The organism is Amycolatopsis sp. CA-128772, from assembly GCF_002904295.1.
Lineage (GTDB): Bacteria > Actinomycetota > Actinomycetes > Mycobacteriales > Pseudonocardiaceae > Amycolatopsis.
The window spans coordinates 208,013-226,052 of sequence record NZ_PPHG01000075.1; the positions used below are offsets into that span (position 1 = coordinate 208,013).

General features: G+C 73.8%; 19 protein-coding genes and 1 pseudogene. 9 read left to right on the forward strand and 11 right to left on the reverse strand.

Going from position 1 to position 18,040, the window contains the following annotated elements; all coding sequences use genetic code 11:
- Positions 1–15: 15 nt before the first annotated feature.
- Together C2L59_RS29610 and C2L59_RS29615 are read right to left on the reverse strand one after the other, a co-directional pair.
- The gene (locus tag C2L59_RS29610) at positions 16–549 is read right to left on the reverse strand and encodes a carboxymuconolactone decarboxylase family protein (RefSeq protein WP_103352806.1); all 534 of its coding nucleotides are present in this window, start codon (positions 547–549) and stop codon (positions 16–18) included.
- Between the two features lie 165 nt (positions 550–714).
- The gene (locus tag C2L59_RS29615) at positions 715–2,430 is read right to left on the reverse strand and encodes a glycosyl hydrolase family 18 protein (RefSeq protein WP_103352807.1); all 1,716 of its coding nucleotides are present in this window, start codon (positions 2,428–2,430) and stop codon (positions 715–717) included.
- Positions 2,431–2,714: 284 nt separating this feature from the next.
- Between C2L59_RS29615 and C2L59_RS29620 the strand changes: the two genes are divergently transcribed.
- From C2L59_RS29620 to C2L59_RS29635, 4 genes are all read left to right on the forward strand, one after another.
- The gene (locus C2L59_RS29620; protein ID WP_103352808.1) at positions 2,715–5,297 is read left to right on the forward strand and encodes an FtsX-like permease family protein; all 2,583 of its coding nucleotides are present in this window, start codon (positions 2,715–2,717) and stop codon (positions 5,295–5,297) included.
- Complete coding sequence (locus C2L59_RS29625) at positions 5,290–5,982, forward strand: ABC transporter ATP-binding protein (protein ID WP_103352809.1); 693 nt, start codon at positions 5,290–5,292, stop codon at positions 5,980–5,982. The genes C2L59_RS29620 and C2L59_RS29625 overlap by 8 nt, the downstream gene beginning before the upstream one ends.
- The gene (locus tag C2L59_RS29630; protein ID WP_103352810.1) at positions 5,979–6,647 is read left to right on the forward strand and encodes an ABC transporter ATP-binding protein; all 669 of its coding nucleotides are present in this window, start codon (positions 5,979–5,981) and stop codon (positions 6,645–6,647) included. The genes C2L59_RS29625 and C2L59_RS29630 overlap by 4 nt, the downstream gene beginning before the upstream one ends.
- A gap of 96 nt (positions 6,648–6,743) precedes the next feature.
- Positions 6,744–7,097 (forward strand): VOC family protein, encoded by a 354-nt coding sequence (locus C2L59_RS29635; RefSeq protein WP_103352811.1) that lies wholly within the window; start codon positions 6,744–6,746, stop codon positions 7,095–7,097.
- Here the strand turns inward: C2L59_RS29635 and C2L59_RS29640 are convergent.
- A complete protein-coding gene (locus C2L59_RS29640) occupies positions 7,094–7,933 on the reverse strand; it encodes an oxidoreductase (protein ID WP_103352812.1) in 840 nt (279 codons plus the stop codon). The two genes, C2L59_RS29635 and C2L59_RS29640, sit on opposite strands and share 4 nt — an antisense overlap.
- A gap of 97 nt (positions 7,934–8,030) precedes the next feature.
- Here C2L59_RS29640 and C2L59_RS29645 point away from each other — a divergent pair, with 97 nt between their 5' ends.
- The gene (locus C2L59_RS29645; protein WP_103352813.1) at positions 8,031–8,933 is read left to right on the forward strand and encodes a LysR family transcriptional regulator; all 903 of its coding nucleotides are present in this window, start codon (positions 8,031–8,033) and stop codon (positions 8,931–8,933) included.
- On the opposite strand, the gene C2L59_RS29650 is transcribed toward C2L59_RS29645, so the two are convergent.
- Positions 8,921–9,256: a rhodanese-like domain-containing protein gene (locus tag C2L59_RS29650; RefSeq protein ID WP_103352814.1), complete on the reverse strand. Its 336-nt coding sequence runs from the start codon at positions 9,254–9,256 to the stop codon at positions 8,921–8,923. The two genes, C2L59_RS29645 and C2L59_RS29650, sit on opposite strands and share 13 nt — an antisense overlap.
- 10 nt (positions 9,257–9,266) lie before the next feature.
- The gene (locus C2L59_RS29655) at positions 9,267–9,842 is read right to left on the reverse strand and encodes an NAD(P)H-dependent oxidoreductase (RefSeq protein ID WP_103352970.1); all 576 of its coding nucleotides are present in this window, start codon (positions 9,840–9,842) and stop codon (positions 9,267–9,269) included.
- 69 nt (positions 9,843–9,911) lie between these two features.
- Between C2L59_RS29655 and C2L59_RS29660 the strand changes: the two genes are divergently transcribed.
- Together C2L59_RS29660 and C2L59_RS29665 are read left to right on the forward strand one after the other, a co-directional pair.
- Positions 9,912–10,433, forward strand: coding sequence for a TetR/AcrR family transcriptional regulator (locus C2L59_RS29660; RefSeq protein WP_233223774.1), 522 nt, complete (start codon positions 9,912–9,914; stop codon positions 10,431–10,433).
- A 52-nt stretch (positions 10,434–10,485) separates the two neighbouring features.
- Complete coding sequence (locus C2L59_RS29665) at positions 10,486–11,565, forward strand: GDSL-type esterase/lipase family protein (RefSeq protein ID WP_199199314.1); 1,080 nt, start codon at positions 10,486–10,488, stop codon at positions 11,563–11,565.
- Positions 11,566–11,708: 143 nt separating this feature from the next.
- On the opposite strand, the gene C2L59_RS29670 is transcribed toward C2L59_RS29665, so the two are convergent.
- Positions 11,709–12,176, reverse strand: coding sequence for a helix-turn-helix domain-containing protein (locus tag C2L59_RS29670; RefSeq protein WP_103352816.1), 468 nt, complete (start codon positions 12,174–12,176; stop codon positions 11,709–11,711).
- Between the two features lie 48 nt (positions 12,177–12,224).
- On the opposite strand from C2L59_RS29670, the gene C2L59_RS29675 reads away from it, so the two are divergent.
- Complete coding sequence (locus C2L59_RS29675; protein WP_199199315.1) at positions 12,225–13,454, forward strand: MFS transporter; 1,230 nt, start codon at positions 12,225–12,227, stop codon at positions 13,452–13,454.
- On the opposite strand, the gene C2L59_RS29680 is transcribed toward C2L59_RS29675, so the two are convergent.
- The 4 genes from C2L59_RS29680 to C2L59_RS29695 are packed head-to-tail and all read right to left on the reverse strand — an operon-like array spanning position 13,345 to position 15,495.
- The gene (locus tag C2L59_RS29680; RefSeq protein ID WP_003092405.1) at positions 13,345–13,644 is read right to left on the reverse strand and encodes a hypothetical protein; all 300 of its coding nucleotides are present in this window, start codon (positions 13,642–13,644) and stop codon (positions 13,345–13,347) included. The genes C2L59_RS29675 and C2L59_RS29680 overlap by 110 nt on opposite strands.
- Positions 13,631–13,855, reverse strand: coding sequence for a hypothetical protein (locus tag C2L59_RS29685; RefSeq protein WP_103352817.1), 225 nt, complete (start codon positions 13,853–13,855; stop codon positions 13,631–13,633). The genes C2L59_RS29680 and C2L59_RS29685 overlap by 14 nt, the downstream gene beginning before the upstream one ends.
- 45 nt (positions 13,856–13,900) lie before the next feature.
- A complete protein-coding gene (locus C2L59_RS29690) occupies positions 13,901–14,356 on the reverse strand; it encodes an Lrp/AsnC family transcriptional regulator (RefSeq protein WP_103342705.1) in 456 nt (151 codons plus the stop codon).
- Positions 14,353–15,495, reverse strand: coding sequence for a Xaa-Pro peptidase family protein (locus C2L59_RS29695; protein ID WP_103352818.1), 1,143 nt, complete (start codon positions 15,493–15,495; stop codon positions 14,353–14,355). Before C2L59_RS29695 ends, C2L59_RS29690 begins: the two co-directional genes overlap by 4 nt.
- 349 nt (positions 15,496–15,844) lie before the next feature.
- On the opposite strand from C2L59_RS29695, the gene C2L59_RS29700 reads away from it, so the two are divergent.
- On the forward strand, positions 15,845–16,789 hold the full coding sequence (locus C2L59_RS29700; RefSeq protein WP_103352972.1) for a 5'-3' exonuclease: 945 nt from the start codon (positions 15,845–15,847) through the stop codon (positions 16,787–16,789).
- Here C2L59_RS29700 and C2L59_RS29705 read toward each other — a convergent pair.
- Positions 16,786–18,002 (reverse strand): annotated as a pseudogene (locus C2L59_RS29705) (GNAT family N-acetyltransferase). The gene C2L59_RS29700 and the pseudogene C2L59_RS29705 sit on opposite strands and share 4 nt — an antisense overlap.
- Positions 18,003–18,040 lie beyond the last annotated feature (38 nt).

The window sequence follows — 18,040 nt, forward strand, 5'->3', positions numbered from 1 at the left end:
CCGCCGGACCTGCGCTCACCGGCCGTAGCCCTCGGCGGCGAGCACCTTGCCGATCTGCTCGTAGACCGCCGGGTCCTCCGGGGCCACCGTGGCGAGCCCGTCGACGTAGCGGTTGTACATGCAGAACGCCGCCGCGATGAGGACGGTGTCGTGCAGGTCGACGTCGGTCGCGCCTTCGGCCCGTGCGGCCGCGATCAGCTCGGGCGTCACCGCGCGGCCGGTTTCGCGGACCGCGAGCGCGATCCGCAGCAGGGCCTTGAGCTTCTCCCCCACCGGTGCGTCGTCGACGCCGGCGCAGGCCGCGTCGACCACCTCGCGGCCGCCGTCGAGGGTTTCCGCCGCGGCCGCCGCGTGGCTGCCGTGGCAGAAGCGGCACTCGTTGCCGTTGGACACCACCGCCGCGATCAGCTCGCGCTCGCCGACCGGGAGGCTGCTCGGGCCGCGCAGGAGGGTCTGCGCCAGGTGGTTGAGCGGGACGGCGGTTTCGGGCCGGAACGCCATCAGGGACCGGATCCCGGGCAGCTGCGGGTCGAGCGGGATGTGCGGCATCGGTTCCTCCTCGCGGGGGCGGAAAGATCGTGCCCGCGCAGTCTTTCGGCCCGCGGCGGCCCGGCCAACCTCCGTCTTGCCCAACCGGACCGCCGCCGAAAGTGCTGTGTCAACCGGGGCTCCGCCCCGGGCCGGGGCTCGCCACCCGGACCCCCGAAAAAAGGGCTAGCCGATGGCGAAGTCGTCGGCGTACACGGCACTTTGGCCGTACCAGCCGTGGACGTACACCGTCACCGCCCCGGACGCGCCGGTCGTGAACGGCACCGACAGCTTCGTCCAGCCGCTGCCCGAGGTCCAGGCGCTGGCGGTGGCGCCGCCCCGGACGCCGACGTAGGCGTAGCTGCCCTGCACCCACGCGGTGAGGGTGTAGGCGTGGTTCGGAGCCAGCGTCACGTTCTGCGCGGCTTCACCGGTCGCCGACGCCGAGGGCACAACCTGCAGCGCGTGGGTGCCCGAGTGCGCCGGGGAGGCGACGACCGCGTCACCGGGGGCGCTCCACGGGCTCAGCGCGCCGGTCTCGAAGCCGCCGTTGACGACCCCGCCCGCGGGCGGGGTGCCCTTGACGGTGAGGGTGAAGGTCGCGCTGTGGCTGCCGGAGGCCGCGGCGCCGGTCACGGTGAGCGGGTAGACGCCGGGGACGGCGGCCGCGGTGGTGCTCACCGACAGCGTCGCGCTGCCGCCCGCGGTCACCGAGCCGGGGCTGACGGACGCGGTGACGCCGGCGGGTGCGCCGGTGACCGAGAGCGTGACCTGCTGGGCGGAGCCGGACGTGACCGCGGTGGTCACCGTCGCCGAGGCCGAGCCGCCCGGGTCCACCGACGCCGACGCCGGGTTCGCGGCGAGGGAGAAGTCGTTGCCGGGTACGGAGGTGCCGCCGGTGAAGGGTTCGAAGGCGTGGCTGAAGAACCAGGTGTCCTGGGCGATGCCGGAGCAGTTGTCGGCCGCGGCGCCACCGGGGCAGCTGCCGTTGTCGCGCTGCAGGGCCCAGAACGACAGGGTGTTGATGCCCTTGGACACGGCCCAGTTGTAGACGGTGGCGGCGTCGGCGGTGGTGAACGTCTCGGCGGGGCCGAAGTCGTCGACGCCGATCATCTCGGTGACCCCGACCATCGCCCACAGCTGCGCCTGGGTCTTGCCCGGGTAGAGGGCGGCGAGCTGGGAGACCAGGCCGCTCGCGGCGGTCTGGGTGTCGGTGGCCATCTGGTGGGCGGCGTTGTCGTAGTAGTCGAAGGTCATCAGGTTGACCACGTCGACGCGGGTGCCGTTGGTGACGGCGTTGCGCAGCACGGCCAGGCCGCTGTCGGCGAGGCCGCGGGTGGTGGTGGGCAGGGTGTAGGAGATCTGCAGCGAGCGGCCCGAGGCGGCGGCCCAGTCCTGGACCTTCTTGATGGCCTTGTTGCGGCGGTCGATGCCGGCGGAGTTGGTGAGCGAGTTGTCCTCGATGTCCATGTCGAGCCGCGGGACGTCGTAGGTGGTGATCACCGATTCGTAGGCCGCGGCGATGGAGTCCACATTGGTGCAGCTGTCGGCTATTTCGGTGCCGGTGTTGTCGGCGGTGTAGCCGCCGAAGGACGGGATGACGTCGCCGCCGCGGGACCGGATGGTGGCGATGTCGGCGCCGAAGGTGCTGTTGGCGATCGGCATGCCGGTGTCGCCGTTCCAGTAGACGGTGCACGAGCCCTTGGTGGCGGCCTGGATGAAGGCCATGGTCAGGTGCTTGGCCCCGGACTGCTGCGCCAGCGCGGCCGGGCTTTCGCCGGTCCAGGCTTCGAAGTAGGGCGCGAAGACGTGGGCGGGCAGCGGGGTGGCGGCCTGCGCGGTTCCGGCCGCGGCGACCAGGGAACCGGCCGAAACGGCGGTCAGGGCCAGAAAAACGGACATTCGGGCGAACGGTCTGCGTCGACGCATCTGCGCTCCAGTGCCGGCGGGGAGCCGTGCGGCGGCGGTGCACGGCGGGTCGCCTTCAGGATTGGATCAGACCAATCTGTCCGTCAAGGTCTAGACCACTAAACCGGCCGGATGGCCGCCGCGGTTAGTCGGCGGCGTAACCGGGGGCGAACACACGGGGTGAGCAACGATCGGAACAAAAACGTTCCAACCCTCCAGGCCGAACGGTAGCGTCTGCGGCCATGCGGGTGATGTGGGGGAAGATTGGACAACACAGAGTGACCAAGCCGTGGCGGGCGGCCCCGAAGGCCGCCCTCTCCAGCCCGCTGACGCTGATCGTGGCGGCGGTGACCTCGCTGCTGGCCTGTTTCCTCGGCACGGCCGCGGTCCTGCAGGCGTCCGCGGCCGGCGGCGCGGCGGTGACGTACCAGACCGGGATCACCTGCCCCGACAGCTACGGCCCGATGTTCGGCAAGGGCAACATCGCGGTCGCGGACATCCCGGTGCTGACCGGCGCGGTCCAGCGGCACGCCGCCGCGCACGGGTTCGGCACGCCGGTGGTGAGCCAGTACACCACCGTGCTGCGCGGCACGGAGTTCAACGGCGACCCGCACTACAAGGTCCGGCTCGCCTACCGCGACCAGGCCGGCCTGGACAACCTGACGCTGCAGCAGGGCACCCGCGCGCCCGGGTGGTGGCTGGGCAACGTCGTCGCCGACGCCGAGCACATCGGGATCGGGACGAAGCCGGGCATCGGGGGCGCCGCGCTGCCGCCGGTCACCGGGATCTACCGGGACCTGCTCGACCCGCCGCCGCGCTGGTGGTGCTCGCAGCAGTCCGGCGCGGTGATCGACCGGCTGGTCGACGACCCGATCGACTCGATCGTCTTCGCCACCGACCGCGCCACCTTCGACACGGCGATCAAGGCGATCGGCGTGCCGTCGATGCAGTACTTCCACATCTCGTTCTACGAGCCGGCGCCCACGACGCTGAGCGCCGCGGAGGACCTGCTGCAGCGCTCACGCGACCTCGTCGCCGGCGTCCGCGCCGACCTGACCGCCCAGGGCCGCGGCTCGCTGGTCGCCGCCGACGTGCCGACGTTCGAACGCTCGGTGCAGATCGCCCGGCAGGCGCAGGACAACGTGTTCGTCTCGATCCTGCCGCTGGCGCTGATCAGCGTCCTGGTCGGCTGCGCGGGCCTGGGCACGGTCGCGCTGCAGTGGTACCAGCGGCGGCACGCGCAGCTGCGGCTGCTCTCCGCGCGCGGCAGCGGCCCGGCGGCGCTCGGCGGCCTCGCCGTGGCGGAGCTGGGCCTGCCGATCCTGCTCGGCGGCGCCGCCGGCGCGGTCGCCGCGCGGCTGCTGCTGGGCGTGTACGGGCCGCCGGGCGCGCCCGATCCGGCGGCCGTGCTGACCGCGGCCGTCGTCGCGGCCGCCACCCTGGTCGTGTCGCTGGTGCTGCTGGCGTCGGTCGTGGCGGTGCGGGTGCACCGGGAGTTCGAGCTGGGCCGGGTGCGCCGCGGCGGGAACCGGGTGCGGCTGCTGGGGTACTTCCCGTGGGAGCTGGCGACGGCGGGCATGGCGTGGCTGGGCTGGACGCGGCTGGCGCACTACGGCACGACGTCGCGGCTGGGCAACCCGCTGCCGCAGGTGGATCCGCTGGCCCTGACCTACCCGGTGTTCGTGGTGCTGACGGTGGGGCTGCTGACCGCGCGGCTGGCGTGGCTGGCCCTGCACGCCTCGCACCGGGCCCGGTTCTGGTCGCGTCCGGCGCTGCAGCTGGCCATCCGGCGGCTGGCCGGCGCCCGCGCCCCGGTGACCGGGGTGCTCGTCATCGGCACCCTGGCCATCGGCACGCTGGCCACCGGCATCGGGATCGCCAACGGCCAGGAAGAGGCCCTCGACACGAAGTCGGCGATCTTCGTCGGCAGCAACGCCCGCCTCGACACCGACAGCCCGATCGGCATGGGCGACGTGGCGATGCCGGCGTCGCTGGCCGGGACCAGCACCGTGGTCGGCGAGCTGACCGGGACCGGCAGCGTGGTGCTGGTGGTCGACCCGGCGACGTTCACCCGCGGCGCCGCGGTGGACCGCGTCCCCGCGGACGACCTGGCCGGGCTGCTGGAGCAGATCTCGCGGCCGGACCCGCGCGGCACGCCGGTGATCCGGGTCGGGCACACGGCGAAGCAGAACGAGAAGCTGCCCGACGGCCTGCCCGACGCGGTCGTCGCCGGTGACCTGCCGGTGTTCCCGATGATCGGCACCTCCCCCGGCTACGTCGTCTCGCGCACGGTGCTCGACCGGGCGCAGCTGAACGGCATTCCGAAGTGGAGCGTGCTGACGACGGCGCCGATGGCGGAGGCGACCACCGCGTTGCGCGCGGCGGGGGTGTTCATCCCGAACCGGATCAGCCGCGAGTCCGCTTTGGACGGTCTGCCGTTCTTCGTGGTGTCGTGGACGTTCTCGTTCGTGGCGCTGCTGGGCGCGGTGCTCGGGGTGGTGGCGATCCTGGCGCTGCTGGTGGCGGTGGAGGTCCGGCGGCGGCAGAACGCCCTGGCCGGGGCGCTGGTGCTGCGGATGGGGATGCGGCCGCGGACGCTGCTGGCCAGTCACCTGATGGAGCTGGGGGCGCTGAGCGGGCTGGCGATCGTCGTCGGGGTCGTGTGCGGGGTTTCGGTGGCGGGGCTGTCGGTGCCGCGGTTCGACCCGGCGACGTTCCTCGCGCCGCGCTCGGAGCTGCCGGATCCGCTGCCGTTCGTGCTGACCGTCGTCGTGATCGGCGTGGCGGTGGTCGCGCTGGCCGGCTGGATCGCGGTGCGCTCGGTGCGCACCGCCCGGACCGCGGAGCTGATCCGTGCCTGAGAAGCCCATCTTTTCCCTGCGCGGCATCGGCGTGGACTACCCGACGCCGGCCGGGGTGGTCACCGGCGTCGACGACGTCAGCCTCGACGTGCCCGCGCGCGGGCTGACCGTGCTCGCCGGGCCGTCGGGGTCGGGGAAGTCGACGCTGCTGCGGGTGCTGGGGCTGTTCGAGCAGCCTGCGCGGGGCACGCTGACGTTCCAGGGCGCCGACGTCCGCAAGCTCAAGCACCGCGAGCGGCGCGCGTTGCGGCGCCACCACCTGGGGCTGGTGTTCCAGAACCCGGCCGACAACCTGCTGGGCTACTTGAGCGTGGCCGAGAACCTGCACGCCGCGGCCGAAGCCGCCGGCGTCGACTGCAACGCCGAGGATATCCTCGGCCAGCTGGGCCTGCACGGCACGGGCGGCTGGAAGATCGCCGCGCTCTCGGGCGGCCAGCAGCAGCGCCTGGCGTTCGGCTGCGTGCTGGCCGCGCGCTCGACGGTGATCCTCGCCGACGAGCCGACGTCGCAGCTGGACGAGGCGTCGGCCGACCTGGTCCTGGACACCCTGCGGTACCTGGTGGACCAGGACTTCGCGGTACTGGCCGCCTCGCACGACGCACGCCTCATCGACCTCGGCGCGCGGGTGGCCCGGCTGCACAAGGGCTCGCTCGAACGCGTCGAAGAACGGGAGCCCCGGTCATGACCCTGGTCGAAGCGGTCGGGCTGCGCCGCAGTTTCGCCCACCCCAGCGGCGACATCGAGGTGCTGCGCGGCCTGGAGCTGCGCGTCGGCGCCGGCGAGCTGGTGACGGTGTCGGGCCGTTCGGGGTCGGGCAAGAGCGCGCTGCTGGCCCTGCTGTGCGGGTTCGACTCCCCCGACTCCGGCTGCGTCCTGCTCGACGGCGTCCCGATCAGCGGCGCACCGTCGTGGCACACGTGCGCGGTGCTGCCCCAGGCCCTCGGGCTGGCCAACGAGCTGACGATCGCGGAGAACGTGGCCCTCCCGCTGCGCCTGCGTCCGGACGTGCCGCGCCCGTCGCCGTCGGCGGTCGCGGCCCGGGTCACGGAGCTGCTGGAGGAGCTGGGCATCGGCGAGCTCGGCGACCGGTACCCGCTGGAGGTCTCGTTCGGGCAGCAGCAGCGGGTGGCCCTGGCCCGCGCGGTGGCGGGGCGGCCGCGGGTCCTGCTGACGGACGAGCCGACGGCACACCTGGACGCGGGATCGACCCCCCGGGTCCTGCGGCTGTTGCGCCGGTGCGCGGAGGAGGGAGCGGCGGTGATCGTGGCGACGCACGACGAGGAGGTCCACCGCATCGCCGACCGCCGCGTCCGGCTCCTCGACGGCGTCCTCACGGCCCTGCTGGACTGACCGGCTCGAACCGATCAGGAATCGAGAAGCGCTGGTCAGCGGGCCGGGCATAGCGTCGTCGACGTACCGCAGACCACGACTTCAGGAGCACCGCCGATGAGCACCCAGGGGATCAAGACCGTCCTGCACCCCGTCACCGACCTGGCCGCGGCCAAGGCCGTCTACACCGCCCTGCTCGGCACCGGACCGCAGGCCGACGCGCCCTACTACGTCGGCTACGACGTCGAGGGCCAGCACATCGGGCTCGTCCCCGACGGGGCGCAGCAGGGCATGACCGGGCCGGTCGCGTACTGGCACGTCGACGACATCGAGGCGAAGCTCGCCGAGGTGACCGCGGCCGGCGCCACGGTGAAAGACGCGCCGAAGGACGTCGGCAACGGGCGCCTGGTGGCGACCTTCGCCGACGCCGACGGCAACGTCCTCGGCGTGCTGCAGGACCCGCAGTCCTAGTCCAGAGCGGTCGCCCGGCTGACCTCTTCCCAGGCGGCCAGGTCCGCCGCGACGGCCTCGTGGTGGGCGCGGATCGCTTCGACGGCGTCCGCGCCCAGTGCGAGGCGCAGCGGGGCGTCGTCGCGGCCCACCGCGGCCACGATCGCCGCGGCCGCCTTGGCCGGGTCGCCGGGCTGGGTGCCGTCCATGGTCCCGACCGCGTCGCGCGTTCCGCCGGTCGACACCGCGTAGGCGTCGATCGTGCGGGACCGGTGCATGCGGCCGCCGCCGAACTCGGTGCGGAACCCGCCCGGCTCGACGATCAGCACCCGCACGCCGAACGGTGCCACCTCCGCGGCCAGTGCCTCGGAGATGCCTTCGAGGGCGAACTTCGCCGCGCAGTACGCGCCGAAGCCGGGCGGGGACAGCTGTCCCCCCATCGAGCTGATCTGCACGACCGTGCCGCTGCCCCGCGCCCGCAGGTGCGGCAGCACCGCCTTGGTGACCGCGACCGCGCCGAAGAACATGACCTCCATCAGCGCGCGGAGTTCGTCCAGGGTGAGCTCTTCGACCGCGCCGACCGAGCCGTTGCCGGCGTTGTTGACCACGACGTCGATGCGCCCGAACGCCTCGAGCGCGGTCTTGACCGCGGCGTCGATCTGCCCGGCGTCGGTGACGTCGAGGGCCGCGACCCGGAGCCGGTCGCCGCCGCGGGCCTGCAGGTCCGCCAGGGTTTCCGGGCGCCGGGCGGTGGCCAGCACGCGGTCGCCCGCGGCCAGGGCGGCCAGCGCGATCTCCCGGCCGAAGCCGGCGGAGCAGCCGGTGATCAGCCAGACGCGGCCGTCGGTGTTCGTCATTGTCGTTTCCTCCCAGTGGTTTCCTCCTCTCCATCCTGGAGACGATCACGGCCGCCGCGCCAACACCGATGTCCTGCCGCGGCTACAGTCTGAACCTGTGACCCCTGAGCTGCGGCAGCTTCGCTACTTCGTCGCCGTCGCCGACGAAACGAGCTTCACGCGCGCCGCGGCCGGGCTGCACATCGCGCAGCAGTCGCTGTCACAGCAGATCACCGTGCTGGAACGCGGCTTGGGCGCGCGGCTGTTCGACCGGGACGCGCGCGGCGCCCGGCTGACCGCCGTCGGGCGGCTGTTCCTGCCGGAGGCCCGCGCGGTGCTCGCCCGCGCCGAGGAAGCCGTCGCGACGCTCGGGCGGGCGGTGCGCGGCGAGATCGGTGACGTCCGGCTCGTCTTCCTCGCCACGACGGCGAACTACCTGCTGCCGCCGGTGGTGCGTGCGGTGCGGGAGCGGTTCCCCGATCTGGCGGTGACGACGGCCGAGGCGTCGATCGCCGAGCTCGTCGCCGGCCTGCGCGAGGGCCGGTACGACCTGGCGTTCACCCGGCCGCCGCTGGTCGCGGACCTCGTGTCGCGGACGCTGCTGACCGAGGAGGTGTGCGCGGTGCTGCCGGCCGGGCACCCGCTGGCCGGGCGGGCGTCGCTGGCGCTGGCCGACCTGGCCGGCGAACCGTGGGTGCTGACCCCGCGCAGCAGCTGGGAGCCGTGGCACCGCGGCTACGACGAGGACTTCGCCGCCGCCGGCTTCACCCCGCGGGTGGTGCAGCGGGCCGCGACCGTGCAGGGGCTGCTCGGCCTGGTCGCGGCGGGGGTCGGGGTGACCCGGCTGGCCCGGTCTTCGCACAGCCTCCGCCGCACCGGGGTCGTGTTCGTTCCGCTGGCCGGCGAGGTGGCCCACACGGTGCTGGTGTGGCTGCCGGGCAACGACAACCCGGCGGTGCGGGCGATCGCCGGCGTCGCGGCCGGGCTGGCGGCCGACACCGACCTGACTCAGGCGGGCTGACCGCTTTCGGTCGGCAGCCCGTGCCCGACCCGGTCTTCGATGCCCGCGGCGTACTTGCGGACGTTGGTGTAACCCAGCCGTTCCAGCTGCGCGGCGACCTGGCCGCTGTCGGCGCAGGCGGGGTCGGAGCAGTAGGTGACGATCGCGGCGGCCTGGTCCGGCAGCAGCTCCGGTGCCTTGGCGGCGACGTCGTCGGCGACGAGGTTGAGCGCGCCGGGCAGGTGCCGGGCTGCGTAGCAGGACTCCGGGAGGGCGTCGACGAGGACGAGGTCCCCGGCGGCGAGCCCGGCGCGGACGGCTTCGCGGTCGATGGTGTCGGTCATGGCTGTCCTCTCAGAACGTCTTGGCGGTGTCGCGGGCGGCTTCGGCGGCGATGCGGCCGGTCTCCCCGGCGTCGCCGGGGAGGGTGGGGTGGAAGCGGATCTCGGTGACGTCGTCGATGCCGGTCCAGCCGAGCCGGCCGGTGAAGAACGGCGCCTGAAAGTCCGCGCCGAACTCCGGGCCGAGGCCGGGGCCCCACACCGCGCTGGTGTAGATGACCGCGGCCCCCTTGCCGCGGCCCCGCAACAGGTGCTGGTAGCCGGTGACGGGGTCGACACCGAAGACCCAGCCGGGCTGGGTCACGACGTCGACGAACTGCTTGAGCACGTACGGCACGCCGGAGTTCCACATCGGCACGCTGAACAGGATCCGGTCGGCGGCGTCGAAGCGGGCGAACGCGGCCCGCGCCGCGGCCCACGCTTCGGCTTCCTCGCCCTGCGGGGTGCCGCCGCCGAAGACGGTCATCTTGGCGCGCGCCGCGGCCGGCCCGAAGGCGGGCAGGGAGCCGTCCCAGAGGTCCCATTCGTCGATCTCGGCGTCCGGGTGGAGGGTGCGGTAGGTGTTTAGGAAAGTAGCTGCCAGGCGCAGCCCGCCGAACTGCCGATCCTCGGCGCCCCCGTCCGCGAGCGGGCGGACGCGGCCCGCAACCGGATCCGGGTGCTGGAAGCCGCCGAAGCGCTCTTCGCCGAACGCGGGGTCGACGCGGTGACCATGGACGACGTCGCGGGCGCCGCCGGCGTCGGCAAGGGCACGCTCTACCGCCGGTTCGGCGACAAGGGCGGCCTCGCCATGGCCCTGCTCGACCAGCGCGAACGCGACCTGCAGGAGCGGATCCTCACCGGCCCGCCCCCGCTGGGCCCGGGCGCGGAGCCGGCGGACCGGCTCGGTGCGTTCGTCGAGGCCTACCTGGACCTGCTGGACCGGCAGCTGGACCTCGTCCTGTTGTCGGACACCGCGACGACCGGCGCGCGGTTCCGGACCGGCGCCCACACGCTGTGGCGGCAGCACTGCCGGCACCTGCTGGACGCCGGCGGCGCGGCCGGCGCCGAGATCGCCGCGGACGTCCTGCTCGCGGCCCTGGCGGCCGAGCAGGTCCGGCACTGGCGGCGCGACCGGGAAATCGACGTGGCCACGCTGGCGAAGTCGCTCGTCCGGCTGGTGCGGACCTGGCTGCCATGACGCACGGTGTCCGGATCGGGAGTCGATCACCCGATCCGTAGAATCGACCGCGATGCGACGTCTTCGGTGGTACTGGGGAGCCCTCGTCCTCGCGTGCGTGGCCTTGCTGGCCGGGTTCTTCGTCTTCTTCGGCTCCGAAAGCCGGCCCGGGCGCCCGCAGCCGCGGCAGGGCCCACCGGGCACCGGCCCGCTGACTGTCGTCGCGCTCGGTGACAGCACGGTGTCCGGAGAAGGCGCGGGGCAGTACACCGCCGCCACCAACGGCCAGGGCGGCAACTGGTGCCACCGCTCCCCCCACGCGTTCGTCGAGAAGATCGCCGTGCCGGGCGTCACCGCGCACGTGAACCTCGGTTGTTCCGGCGCGCCGGCCGAGCAGGTCGCACTCGGCGACGTCAAGCAGTGGACCGAAGGTTCGCAGGCGCAGCAGCTGGCGGCGCTGGTGAAGGACCACCGGGTGGCCGCGGTGGTGATCGCGGTGGGCGCCAACGACGAGCCGAAGTTCTCCAGCCAGGTCTCCGAGTGCTTCAAGGCGTGGTTCAACCCCGGCGGCCCGTCGTGCAGCGACGCGCTGAAGCAGACCTGGCAGTCCAAAGTGGACGCGATGGTGCCGAAGGTGGCGGCCGCGGTGTCGGACGTGAAGAAGGTGCTGGCCGGCGCCGGGTACGTGCCGGCGGACTACCAGCTGATCCTGCAGTCCTACGCGGCGCCGATCGGCCCGGACCTGCCGGAGGAACTGCGCAGTCTCAACGGCTGCCCGTTCCGCACCGAGGACCTGCGCTGGATCGCCCAGACCGGCATCGGCGTGCTGTCCTCGGGCCTCAAGGCGGCGGCCCAGCAGACCGGGGCGCGGTTCCTGGACCTGGCCAAGGCGGGGGTCAAGCACGAGGCGTGCAGCGGCGGCGCGAACCCGGCGACGGAGTGGTTCACCCGCCTGACGCTGCAGCTGGCCGACCTCGGCCGGTCCGAGCGCGCCGGCCACGCGCTGCAGGAGTCGTTCCACCCCAACGCCGCCGGCCACGCGGCGATCGCGAACTGCGTGACGGAGTTCATCGCGGCCAAGGAAGGCAACGCCGCCTGCCTGGCCGGCGCGGACGGCAAGCTCCACGCGGCCCCGGAGGTCGTGGCCCGCTGACCCCGATGGTCGGCTCGCGTACCCCCGGAGTCGGTTTGCGTCCCCGGAGGGCCGATTCGCGTACCTGGAGGGGCGGTTCGTGAGCCGACCCTCCAGGTACGCGAGCCGACCGCCTGGGTACGCGGGCCGACCGTCCGGGGACGTCAGCCGGCCTTGCGGACGGTGGTCGTGTCCGGGCCGGCGGGGGTGCCGGCCGAGCCGAGCGGGGTCAGCGGCGGCAGCGGGACGCCGTGCTCGTCGACGAGGACCGAATGCGGCTCGCCGGGGGCGAAGGCGTGGCGTTCGCCCCACTGGCGCAGGGCGACGACGACGGTGAACAGGTCGCGCCCGGCCGGGGTGAGCGAGTAGACGGGCCGCCGGCCCGAGGGGGCGGCTTGGCGGTCGAGGATGCCGCGGTCGACCAGGCGGCGGAGCCGGTCGGTGAGGATGTTGCGGGCGATTCCGGTGCGTTGCTGGAAGTCGGTGAACGCCCGGGCGCCGTCCATCGCGTCGCGGACGATCAGCAGGCTCCACCGGTCGCCGACGAGGTCGAGCGTGCGCGCCACCGGGCAGGCCGGGTCGGTCCAGGTCTCGGGCACCACGCCTCCGAAAGAGTTGCTGTTTGAAACCATTCTGCCGTACGGTCGAATCAGTTGCAATCTGCTACTGATGGGGGCGGAGTGAACCGGACTGTGCTGCCGGCCGCGGTGTGCGCGGTGGCCGTGGCGAGCATCTACGCCGCCCAGCCCGTGCTGGCTTCGATCGGCGCCGAGCTGGGCGTGCCGGCGACGCGGCTGGGGTGGATCGTCGCGGCGGGCCAGCTCGGCTACCTGGCGGGCCTGGCGCTGCTCGTCCCGTGGGGCGACCTGGTGGACCGCCGCCGGCTCATCGCGGGTCACCTGCTGCTGACGGCGGCCGGCGCGGGGCTGGCCGCCTCCGCGTCACGGACGTGGGTCCTGCTGGCCGGGCTGGCCGTCGCCGGGCTGTTCGCGGTCGTCGTGCAGACGACGGTCGCCTACGCCGCGGCCCTCGCCGCGCCCGGGGACCGGGGCCGCACGCTCGGCGCGGTGACCTCCGGCGTCGTCGTCGGCATCCTCGGGGCCCGCGTCGCGGCCGGCGCCCTGGCCACGGCCTGGGGCTGGCGCAGCGTGTACGCCGTGCTCGCCGCGCTGCTGGTGATCCTGGCGGCCCTGGTGCTGAAGCTGCTTCCGCCGGACCCGCGCGCCGGGCGTTCCTCGTACCGGGACGCGCTGACGTCGCTGGCCGGGCTGTTCCGCGAGCGGCTGTTCGTCTCGCGGGGGCTGATCGCGTTCTTCCTGTTCGCCTCGTTCGGCACGCTGTGGAGCGGCCTGGCGTTGCCGCTCGCCGCCGCGCCCTGGCGGCTGGGCCCGGCCGAGACCGGCCTGTTCGGGCTCGCCGGGCTGGTCGGCGCGCTCGGCGCCACCCGCGCGGGCCGCTGGGCCGACGCCGGGTTCACCCGGGCCGTCACCGGCGGCGGTCTCGCCCTGCTCGCCGTGTCGTGGGCGGCGATCGGGCAGGCGTCGTGGTCGCTGTGGCTCGTGGCGGCCGGGGTGGTCGCGCTCGACTTCGCCGTGCAGGCCGTGCACGTGAGCAACCAGCACCTGCTGGCCACGGCGCACCCGGACCGCACCAGCAGCGCCATCGGCGGCTACATGCTCTTCTACTCGCTCGGCTCCGCCGTGGGCGCCACCGCGACGACGGCCGTCTACGCGGCTGCCGGCTGGACGGGCTCCAGCGTGCTCGGCGCGGGATTCGCCCTCGGCGCGCTGGCGGTGAGCCTCAGAGGTCGAGGGCGGCACGCAGGGCGATGTCGATCCGTTCCTGAACGTCCTGGTCGATCTCGGCGATCCGCTCGTCGAACCACGGGCGGTACAGGCGGGTCAGGTTGAGCGTCGACACCCAGTAGCGGGCGTCGATCGCCACGCCGAGGATGTCCATCGGGTCGCGGTCGAGCAGTTCGGTGCCGAGCAGCCAGGGCCGCTCGGACTCGTTCACCCCGTCCGAGGACAGCAGCACCACGGTGCGCTGCCGGGCCGGTTCGGTCGGGGGGTGGTACGTCCAGACTTCACCCCTGCGCACGCAGATCCTTTTCCGCCGCGCTGCGCTCGGCCTCGTCCGATTCCGCGACGACCGGTTCCGGCTTCTGCGCGGTGTATCCGGTGCGGACCGCCTCGCGCCTGGCCGCCTTCGACAGCCAGGACGAGACCGAGATTCCGTGGGCTTTCGCGGCGCGTTCGGCGAATTCCAGAGCCCCGCTGTCCAGCGAAAGAGTCACCTTACGTGTTGCCATACCTTTTACCGTACCAGTGCCCCGGTCACCGGACGTGCCCGCCGGTCAGAACGTCGGCGAACGTCCCTCGAACGGCGTAGAGAGCACCACCGTCGTGCGGGTCGACACCTTCGCGGCCTCCCGGATCCGGCGCAGCAGGTCCTCCAGGGCCAACGGCGACTGGACGCGCACCAGCAGGATGTAGGACTCGTCGCCGGCCACCGAGTAGCAGGATTCGATCTCCTTGATGTGCTGGATCCGCTGCGGGTAGTCGTCCGGGGCACCCGGATCGTTCGGCGTGAGCGAGATCAGCGCCGTCAGCGGCAGGCCGATCTGCTCGCCGTCGAGCCGCGCGGTGTAGCCGAGGATGACCCCGCGCTGCTCGAGGCGGCGCACCCGCTGGTGCACCGCCGACACCGACAGCCCGACCCGCTCGGCGAGGTCGGTGAAGCTGCGCCGGCCGTCGGACGCGAGCTCCTGGACGATCGACTGGTCCAGCGGCTCCAGGCCGCCGGTCGTCATGCGTCCAGCACGACGAGCTCGTGCGGCTGGTTGTTGACGGACTCGACGCCGTCCGCGGTCACGATCACGATGTCCTCGATCCGGGCGCCCCACCGGCCCGGCTGGTAGATGCCCGGCTCGACGCTGAAGGCCATGCCCGGCTCCAGCGGCAGCGCGTTCCCGGCGATGATGTACGGCTCCTCGTGCACGTCCAGCCCGATGCCGTGCCCGGTGCGGTGGATGAAGTACTCCCCGAACCCGGCCTCGGCGATGACGTCCCGCGCGGCGGCGTCGACGGCCTCGGCGGTGACACCCGGCTTGACCGCGGCGACGGCGGCGGCCTGGGCGCGCTGAAGCACCGCGTAGGTCTCGGCGACGTCGGCGTCCCGCGGTGTCCCGACGGCGTAGGTGCGGGTGGAGTCGGAGTTGTAGCCGGCCGGCAGCGGCCCGCCGATGTCGACGACCACGACGTCACCCTGCTCGATGACGCGGTCGGAGACGTCGTGGTGCGGGCTGGCCCCGTTCGGGCCGGAACCGACGATCACGAAGTCGGCCTGCACGTGGCCCTCTTCGACGATGGCCGCGGCGATGTCAGCCCCGACCTCGGCCTCGGTGCGGCCGGGCCGCAGCCACTCGTGGACCCGGGCGTGCACGCGATCGATCGCGGCCCCGGCGTCCCGCAGCGACGCGATCTCGGCGGCGTCCTTGCGCATCCGCAGCTCCCGCACCACGGGACCGGCGAGCGTCTGCTCGGCCTCCCCGAGCGCGGCCCGCAGCGCCAGCACGTGCAGCGCGGGAGTGAAGTCGCTGACGGCGACCCGCCCGGGCTTGCCGAGCCGGTCGGCGACCAGCTTGTAGGGGTCGTCGCCGTCGACCCAGGTCAGCAGTTCGACGCCGAGCTCATCGGTCGGGACGTCGGCGTATCCGGGCGCCTCCAGCTTCGGCACGACCAGCGCGGGCGTGCCCTCGGCGGGCACGACGAGGGTGGTCAGCCGCTCGAACGACCCCCCGGCCTGCCCGAGCAGGTACCGCAGATCGGAGCCGGGCGCGATCAGCAGGGCATCGGTGCCCGCCGCCGCCGCGGCAGCCCGCGCCCGGTCCAGCCGGGCACGAAGGGAGGCGGCATCGGGAGCGGGGGTGTGAAGGGATCGGCGCGACATGAAGCCGAGCCTAGTGGGGCGGCGGCGAGAGCGGCGCCGCCCGGGGCCACGACATGCCGTGCCGGGTGACGCGCCCGCCCGGCCGGAGCAGAACGGCGCGGGTCGAGCGGGCAGGACGAGCCCGGCGAGGGTCGGTTCGCGTACCCCGAGGGTCGGCCGGCGCACCTGGAGGGTCGGCTCGTGAACCGACCCTCCAGGTACGCGAACCGACCGCCTGCAGGTACGCGAACCGACCGCCTGGGTACGCGAACCGACTGTCCGGGCACGCGAACCGACGGTCCGGGTAGCGACGAGCTTCCCCGGGTGCGTCGTGCCACCTCCCCCGGCGCGGGCGTGGCAGGCTGTGCGGGTGACCGGATCCCTTGCCCTGCTCGACTCCGCGAGCCTGTACTTCCGCTCCTTCTTCGCCCTGCCCGACTCCATGCGCGCCGCGGACGGGACGCAGGTGAACGCCGTGCGCGGGTTCGCCGACACCATCGCGCGGATCCTCACCGACCGGCGCCCCGCGCGGCTCGTGTGCTGCCTCGACGCCGACTGGCGGCCGAAGTTCCGCACCGATCTGCTGCCCAGCTACAAGGCCCACCGCGTCGCCGAGGAAACCGGCAGCGGCCCCGATGTCGAAGTGGTGCCCGACACGCTCACCCCGCAGGTGCCGATCATCCTCGACCTGCTCGAAGCGTTCGGGTTCGCCACCGCCGAGGCCGCCGGCTACGAGGCCGACGACGTCATCGGGGCCCTCGCCACCCGCGAAAAGACCGATGCCGTCGAGGTCATCACCGGCGACCGGGACCTGTTCCAGCTGGTGCGCGCCGAGCCGTCGCCCGCGTCGGTCATCTACGTCGGCAAGGGGTGGGCCAAGGCCGAGGTGCTGGGGCCGGCCGAGATCGCCGAGCGCTACAGCCTGCCCCGCGACACCGCCGGGCCCGCCTACGCCGACATGGCCGCCCTCCGCGGCGACCCCTCCGACGGGCTGCCCGGCGTCGCCGGGATCGGCGAGAAGACCGCCGCCAAGCTCATCACGCAGTTCGGGTCGCTCGAGGCGCTCCTGAAGGCGGCCGGATCGGGGGACTCCGCCGTCCCGCTCAAGACCCGGCTGCGGCTCAAGGAAGCCGCGGACTACCTCGCCGTCGCCCCGACCGTCGTCCGGGTGGCGGTCGACGCGCCGGTCGAGCAGTCCCGGCCCGACACCGTGCCCGCCACCCCCGCCGACCCCGACCGGGTCGCCGAGCTCGCCGAACGGTGGAACCTCGGCAACTCCGTCGAGCGGCTCCTGAAGGCCCTGCCCGGCAGCTAGAAGTGCGTGCCGCACCACGGCGCCGTCACCGTGGTGAACAGCTCGTCGGCCCGCGCCGGCGCACCCGCGTCGCGGACCTCGAGCCGGCCCGTCTCCGCCAGCGCCGTCGCGCTCCACTGCCCGAGGTAGAGCATCCCGAGCGTGTCGACGTCCAGGGCCAGCTCCGCCGCCGCGCCGGTGCGCCGGACGCCGTCCGGGCCGACCTCGTAGTGCCCGGTGTTGGCCGTCAGCAGCCGGTCGGCCACCGCGACCACCACCGGGGCCGCCGCGCGGTAGCTACGGGCGGCCAGCGCCGCCGGCACGTCGACCGGCCGCAGCCACAGGTCGTCCTCGACGGCGAGGGTGGCGGCGTGCCGGTGGTCGGTCAGCATCGCCGCGACGGGCTCGTCGACCGGGCGGTGCCGCGCGTGCACCGCCGACACCAGGTCGACCGACAGCAGGAACCGCCACAGCGCGGCCCGGGCGGCCGGGCTCACGCCGTGCAGGTCGTGCACGTCCAGCACCGCCCCGTGGTCCGGGGACTCGAACGACCGGCGGCTGATCGTGGCGTAAACGACGAACCCGTCGTCCCCGTCCGGTCCACTGTGGACGGCGACCAGCCGGCCGCCGTCCGGGGCCACGTACCGGTCGTGCGAGATCGGCCACCACAGCTCCGGCCGCTCGATCATGCCGGGCCGCGCCGGGCCGATCCGCCGGTACAACGCGGGAATCTCCCGCACCGCCTCCTCGGGCGTGAGCAGCCGGACGTCGCCGGCGGCCGGCACGCGCTCGTGCAACCGGGCCGCCGGCCGGCTCAGCCGCAGGGTCTTGCCCAGCGCCGCCGAGCCGTAGCCGAACCGCCCGTAGATCGTCGGCTCGCTGGCGTGCAGCACCGCCAGCGGCACCCCGCGCGCGGCGAAGTCCGCCAGCTGGGCGGCCATCATCGCGCTGAGCACCCCGCGGCGGGTCCGGTCGGCCCGCACCCCGACCCCCTCGACCGCGCCGGCCCGCACCACCCGCCCGCCGGGCACCGCGATCCCGGTCTCGAACGAGCTCACGATGCCGATCGGCGTCCCGCCCTGAACGCCCCGAACTTGTGCGCCGCCGGCCACGACTCCCCCACCCGGGCCCACAGGTCGTCGGGCGCGCGCGGGGAGTGCAGCGCCCGGCGCAGCAGGTCGAACGTGCTGCGCCGCTCGCCGCCGGTGATCGGGCGGACGTCGAAACCGGTCATCCTCCCGATCCTGCCGCCCGCCGCCGCACCCGGCACCC